Genomic DNA, 365 nt, shown 5'->3' on the forward strand with positions numbered 1-365 from the left:
CAGTGGCTCGTCGTCTGGCAATGGCAGTTCCTCGAGCGGCAGCTCCAGTGGTGGCAAGCCCGATGACGCGGGTTCCTCGAGCGGCAGCGGTTCGTCCAGCGGCGGTGGCTCGTCGTCTGGCAATGGCGGTTCGTCGAGCAGCAGCTCCAGCGGCGGCAAGCCGGATGATGTGAGTTCGTCGAGCGGCAGTGGCTCGTCATCGGGTAACGGCAGTTCCTCGAGCAGCAGCTCCAGCGGCGGCAAGCCCGATGACGCGGGTTCCTCGAGCGGCAGCGGTTCGTCCAGCGGCGGTGGCTCGTCGTCTGGCAATGGCAGCTCGTCGAGCAGCAGCTCCAGCGGTGGCAAGCAGGACAACGCAAGCTCCT

At 67.1% G+C, this 365-nt stretch carries 1 protein-coding gene; it reads right to left on the bottom strand.

Annotated elements, in window-relative coordinates; genetic code table 11:
- The coding region (locus JHD73_RS28390) for a hypothetical protein (protein ID WP_199033415.1) at window positions 1-354 on the bottom strand (354 nt) is incomplete at its 3' end.
- Between the last annotated feature and the right edge of the window lie 11 nt (window positions 355-365).

The sequence above is a fragment of the Ralstonia sp. ASV6 genome (genome assembly GCF_016429285.1).
Taxonomy (GTDB): Bacteria; Pseudomonadota; Gammaproteobacteria; order Burkholderiales; family Burkholderiaceae; genus Ralstonia; species Ralstonia flaminis.